The organism is Corallococcus carmarthensis (genome assembly GCF_003611695.1).
Lineage (GTDB): Bacteria > Myxococcota > Myxococcia > Myxococcales > Myxococcaceae > Corallococcus > Corallococcus carmarthensis.
On record NZ_RAWE01000349.1, the window covers coordinates 1 to 5,961 of the forward strand.

Genomic DNA, 5,961 nt, shown 5'->3' on the forward strand with positions numbered 1-5,961 from the left:
CCGCCGGAGGGGGCGTGGCCGGGGCCGGCGGGGGAGTCTTCTCACAACCCGCGAGGGCTCCCAGGGCAAGAACCAGCGCGCCGGACGACAGCCGGAGCTGGCGGGTAGGACGACGGAAGGGACGCAGCGAGAGGAGGTTCGGGTTCACGGCCGGGCCTTTAGCACATCCCCGCCGTGGTAGCGTGGCCCAATGACGGGCATGAAAGGCAAGGATTTCAAGCCTTTACAGGAGGAGAAGGACGGCGGGACTCGCCGGGGCCGAGGAGCCTCCCGGGGCCGGAACTTCGCGTCGGACCTGTGGGGCGAGGTCCGGGGCGGCGCCGAGCACTTCCAATCCACGAAGGGTCAGCTGCCCCAGGGCCGCATCCGCCAGTTCTTCTATGGCGTGGCCCTGCCCTTCCACATCGCGCGGGTCACGCTCGCGAGCCCCACGGTCCGCTCCACCTATGTGAGGGTGACCGCGCTCCAGACGGCGTTCCTGCTGGCCATGGCCGCAGGGTGGGCGTTCTACCAGTTCGACGACGAGAGGCAGGAGAAGCAGGTGCCGGCCGTCTCCGAGGCCGCGCGCCAGAAGGCCGAGGCCCGCATCGAGCAGCGGACGCAAGAGTTCGAGGCCGCGCTGAAGGCCCGTCAGGAGCGGGGTTCGGTGAAGGGCGACACGGCCGCCGTGAAGGAGGCGTTCGCCGCGCTCGTCGCGGAGGCGGTCAACGCGGCGAAGGACAACAGCCTCCCTCCGGATGAAGCCATCTCTGCCGCCGGAGACGCGGCGGAGGCAGCCGGAGACGCGGCGGAGGCCGCCGAACAAGAGGCCCGCGAGAAAGCGACGGCTCCGTCCGCCGAGGGCGAGGCGGCGGACTCCCCCCAGGACGCGACCGCGGACTCAGACTCGGATGAATCCCAGGGCGACCGGCTCTCCGCCGCCATCCGCGCGGAGGTCGAGAAGGCGCTCAAGGACAACTCGGAGGCACAGGAGGAAAAGCTCCGCGTCCGGATGGAGCGCCAGAAGAAGGGGTTCAACATCGACGCGCCCAAGGTCCGCGACGGCGTCTTCTTCCTGGGCAGCTGGGAGTTCTGGGCGCTCTTCTTCGGCTCACTGAGCGCGGTGCAGTGGATCATCGTCGCCCTGTCGCGCGACTACCACACGGTCCTATCCCGCGAAGCGAGCCTCGCCACCGGCGTGCCGCCCGAGGACCCCGAAATCACGCCGCGCGTGCGCCTCAACGTCCCCTGGATGCGCGCCAAGCTCCAGCGCCGCTGGAGGGCCTTCATGCTCTTCGTGATGGGGGTTCCCGCCCTCATCCTGCTCTGCATCCCCCTGTGCTGGGTCCCGCGCTCGTTCACCGTGCTCAGCAGCCTCTGGGGCTTCTGGTGGCTCATCGTCTTCACCGCCGCCAAGAGCGACCGCGCATGGATGGCCCCCGTCACGCGGCCGCCCTGGTTCGTGCGCGTCTGGAGCGCGCTGCCCGTGCTGCACGGATTGCCCCTGCGCAGCTATGTGGCGCGCATGGCCCGGCGGGCGGAAGGCGTCGCCGCGCCCATCGCCACCGTGGAGCGTCAGCCGTGGGTCTTCGCGGGGCTCGCGTTCACCCGCTTCGTGGGCAGCATCCCGCCGTTCCGCTGCTTCACGCGGCCGTTCATCCCGGTGGCCTCGGCGCACCTCATCGGCCTGGACCCCTTGCAGCCACCCGCGCTCAAGAGCGGCGACGCACCGCCTCCGCACGACGCGGGGGACTGACTCAGACGTCGGAGGGGGCGTTGCCTTCGGGAGGCAGCCCGCCAATGCCCTCCAGCGGCGAGGCGGGCTGCTGGGGAGCACCCAGCTCCAGCCGCTGGCCCTCCTCGCGGCGCGCGGGCAGGTCGATGACGCTCTGGAGCTGCTGGCTCACGGAGCGGAAGAAGCCCGTGAGCAGCTCCGGCCGGTCCGCCAGCAGGTCCAGGAAGTCGCGCCGGTCGATGACGAGCACGCGCGAGTCCACCGCGGCCACCATGTCCGTGGGCCGGGGCGCACCATCGAGCAGGCTCACCTCGCCGATGGCCTCCTTCGCCTGGAAGCGCAGCACGTGCTCGCCGTTGCGGAACGCGTCCACCGCGCCCTCGACGATGACGTAGAGCGCGTCGCCCGGGTCGCCCTGGCTGTAGAGCCGCTGGCCCGTCTTGTAGGACGCCTCGCGCGCCACCTCCGCGATGGCGGCGATGTCGTCCACGTCGCTCTGCGAGAAGACGCTCACGCCCTCCAGGGCGAACATCCGTTGGACGATGGTGTCGCTCATGTCACCTTCCTGCGGAAGCACGTCCAGGCCATTCACCCGCGCCACGTGGCGGGCGCACGCGCGCAGCACCAGGTCCTCACTCTGCACGAGCCCCGCCAGCCGCCGCCACAGCCGGCCGGGCGCCCCGGGCGGGAGCTCGCGGTGATGGGCCTCCACCTGCTCCATCACCAGCTCGCGCTCCTCTGGCGCCACCAGGTTCTCCAGCAGCTCCAGCGCATAGGCCCGGCGGCGCGAATCGCGGCCCACCAGGTGCTGATGGATGCGGCGCATGGCCTGCGGCGGGTGCAGGAGCCCCAGGAGGAAGAACGACAGCTCCAGCGCCTGATCCAACCGGTCGCCCACCGCGCGGGTGAGCAGCGACTGGGGGCCCAGCGCAGCCTGCACGTCGCGGAAGGCGCCCACCAGCTGGCGGTACGTGTCGCGGCGTCGGCCCAGCGCTTCGTGGATGCGGTCCACGTCCACCGGGTGATCCGGCTGCTCCTCGCGCAGGCGGGACAGCTGCGCGCCAATGCGGAAGTGCAGCGCCGCGTCGTCGCGCACGTTGGAGAACAACAGCGCGTTGAGCGCCGCCGATGAACCGATGCCGCGCAGCACGCGGGGCAGTTGCATCCGCATGGCCAGCGGCGCGGCCTTGTTGTTGAGCTGCAGCTCCAGCAGCGGCGTCACCGCGTCGCCCAGCTGCACCAGCGACTCACGCGCGGCCGGACGCTCCTCGCGCCAGGTGAGGAATGGCAGGAGCCGAGGCGCCAGCTCCACGTAGCCGCCCTCCCCCACCGCCACCAGCGCCACGCGCCGGACGGAGATGTCCATGTCCTCCAGGTAGAGCGACAGCGGCCCCGCGAACCGGGGGTCCTTCAGCCGGCCCAGCAGCCGCGCCACCTCGCGCCGCTCGGCCACGGGCGCGTGGTCCCCCTTCGACAGCAGCTCGCGCAGCGACTCCAGCGCCGCGGAGTTGCCCTGCGTGCGCATCAGCGCGCCAATGGCCGCGCAGCGAAGCCCCACGTCGGAGCTGGTGAGCAGCGGCGGCAGAAGCCGCTCCGCGCGCTCCGGGGACAGCCGCGCCAGGGCCCACACGGCCTGGTCGCGGGGACGCCGGGGGCCCTCCTCCACCAGCCGCTCCAGCATGGGCGCCAGCTCCCGCGCATCCATGGACAGCGCCAGCGTCACGCCGCGCTCCTGCACGCGCTCGTGGGGGTGGCTCAAGAGCGAGGCCAGGTGCTGCCGCAAGGGCGCGGCCTCCGCCTGCTCCAGCATGTCCACCGCGCGCAGCACGCGCTCCGGAGTGGGCGCGCCCAGCGCCTCCACCAGCAGCTTCTGCGCCTCGCCGCCCAGCTCGACTTCTTCCTCCTCGTGCGCGCCCACCTGCTCGCCCAGCGCCGTGAGGTACGCGGGCTTGAGGCGCACGAGCAGCAGGCCCAGCGCGACGCACAGCCCCACCACCGCCACCGCCATGGTGATGCCGTTGGCGCCCCGGCCCGCGCCGATGAGCAGCAGGCCCGCCAGCACGACGCCGCCCTTGCGCAGGAGCCCATCCACCGCGCTGCGCAGCCCTTCGCGCTGCTCGTCCGGCACCGCCGCGTAGAGCAGCTGGATGCCCACCGGCAGGATGGAGTAGCTCACCGCCGTCTCCACCAGCCGCAGCAGGTGCACAGGCCACAGCTGCCCGGTGGCCAGCGTGGCGCCCGCCAGCGGCGCGAGCACCAGCGGCACCAGCGCCAGGTACATGAGCAGGCCCATGCGCTTGAGCAGCCGCTCCGCCACGAGCAGCTGGAAGGCCACGCAGAACAGGCCAATCCACAGCTGCAGCGAACCGAACAGCGCCGCCAGCCCGTCCTCGCTGAGCGTGCCCTCCACGCGCAGGCGGAAGAGATAGTCCACGAAGGACGACAGCACCGCGAACGCGATGCCCAGCGCCGCGAGCACCTGCGCGTACGGGCTCTCGCCCAGGTAGCTCCACGCCGGGAACCACGCCTGCAGCGAGCGCGGGCGCGCGGGCGGCGCCGGCTCCGCCTTGTGCAGGTGGTGGTAGATGGCGCCCGCGGCCAGCAGGCTCACCGCGCCGCTCACCACCACCACGGGCGTGCCCAACCGCACCGCCAGCGCCTGCACCAGAAGGCCGCCCGCGATGCCGCCGCCCATGCCGAAGCCATTGAGCACCGTGAACGCCCGGCGCGCCTCGCGCGCGTCGAACGCGGAGGCCATGCGGCCCCAGAAGCGGAACGACACGAACGTGCTGAAGCAGTCCGCGAACAGGTACAGCGCCAACGCCGGCATGCGCTGCCCCGCGGACAGCGCCGCCGCCAGCCCCAGCGCCAGCACGCCGCCCACGCCGGTGAGGATGCCCGGCGACTCCGTGGGCCCATCCGGACGGCCGCGCGGCAACAGCGTCAGCGACGCCGTCATCAACGCACCCAGCAGGTAGAGGTACGGCAGCGCCTGGGATTCGAAGCGCGACAGCACCAGCGCGTTCGCGGACGTCTTGAGCTGCGTCACCCCGGCGATGAGCGCGAACTGGAACGCACCCGCCGGCAGGACGCGGCGGTTCCAGGATGAGATTTCGGAAGAGGCCACGGGCGCGGGAATGCGGACAGGATAACGTGGGAGCCCGCTATTCACGAATAACACTCTTCGAGTCCCGCCCGCATCTGCCCTCCAGCCGGGGATGCCTGCCCGCCTGCCCTGCATCGCGGCCGGACGCGGAGTGCTTGCGGCCCCCACGGAAAGCCCCCTGGGAGCCCCCCGGAACGCGGTCCGCGTGGCGTACACTCCGGCGCCGTGACGCCCACCCCCGACACCCTGCTCGACGGCACCCACACGGTGCTGACCCCGGAGTACGTGGAGTTCCGCTTCACACTGGCGGGCGTGTACTCGCGCTTCCTCGCGTGGCTCCTGGACGCGCTCATCGTCGGCTTCGCCACCACCGTGGTGCTGCTGGTGTTCCAGGTGGCCATGGCCGCCTTCCCGGGGTTCGCCAGCGCGCTGGGCATCGTCGTCTACTTCCTGGTGGACTGGGGCTACGGCATCACGCTGGAGACCGCCTGGGCGGGCCAGACGGTGGGCAAGCGCGTGATGTCCCTGCGGGTCATCCAGGAGAGCGGCGTGCGCATCGGTTTCTACCACGCGGCCCTGCGCAACCTGGCGCGCGTGGTGGACCGGCTGCCGCTGCTCTACCTCGTGGGCGGCTCGGTGGCGCTCGTGTCGCGCTCGCACCAGCGGCTGGGGGACCTGCTCGCCGGTACCATCGTCGTGCGCGAGCGGCGCCTGAAGGTGCCCTCCGCCCTGGAGACCCGGGGCGAGGAGGGCCTGCTGGCGGATCCGCTGTTCGTCTCGCGGGTGAAGCGGCTGTCCACCGAGGAGCGGGAGCTGGTGCTGTCCGCCGCCCTGCGCCGAGAGGAGCTGCGGCTGGAGGCCCGGCTCACGCTGTTCTCCGCGCTGGGCGCCCGGCTGCAGGACTCGCTGGCCATGGAGAAGCCCGCCCACCTCTCGGATGAGAAGTGGACGCTGCTCGTCGCCGCCACCCTGCTGCCCGCCCCGGGAGCACGCCCGGGGCGTCCCACATCCGGACCTAGGACGTGTCCGCAAATAGTTCGAGCGGAGCCGGGTGTTAGGAGGGCATGAGCCGAGGAGAGCTGACGGACGCCCAATGGGAGCGGCTGGTAGGACTGCTGCCGCCCCAGAAACCCGCGCGGGG

At 72.0% G+C, this 5,961-nt stretch carries 3 protein-coding genes; 2 read left to right on the top strand and 1 reads right to left on the bottom strand.

The genetic code is table 11. From position 1 onward, the window contains the following. Window positions 1-199 precede the first annotated feature (199 nt). The gene (locus D7X32_RS42585) at window positions 200-1,735 is read left to right on the top strand and encodes a hypothetical protein (protein WP_120608214.1); all 1,536 of its coding nucleotides are present in this window, start codon (window positions 200-202) and stop codon (window positions 1,733-1,735) included. 1 nt (window position 1,736) lies between these two features. Here D7X32_RS42585 and D7X32_RS42590 read toward each other — a convergent pair whose 3' ends face one another. Continuing rightward, a complete protein-coding gene (locus D7X32_RS42590) occupies window positions 1,737-4,841 on the bottom strand; it encodes a cyclic nucleotide-binding domain-containing protein (protein WP_120608215.1) in 3,105 nt (1,034 codons plus the stop codon). A 204-nt stretch (window positions 4,842-5,045) separates the two neighbouring features. On the opposite strand from D7X32_RS42590, the gene D7X32_RS42595 reads away from it, so the two are divergent. Then, window positions 5,046-5,888 carry an RDD family protein gene (locus D7X32_RS42595; protein ID WP_120608216.1) on the top strand — a complete coding sequence of 281 codons (843 nt, stop codon included), beginning with the start codon at window positions 5,046-5,048 and terminating at the stop codon, window positions 5,886-5,888. Window positions 5,889-5,961 lie beyond the last annotated feature (73 nt).

Bases quoted from the DNA above. Each gene is read 5' to 3' on its own strand.
- D7X32_RS42585 (WP_120608214.1), top strand. From the start codon at position 200: ATGAAAGGCAAGGATTTCAAGCCTTTACAGGAGGAGAAGGACGGCGGG.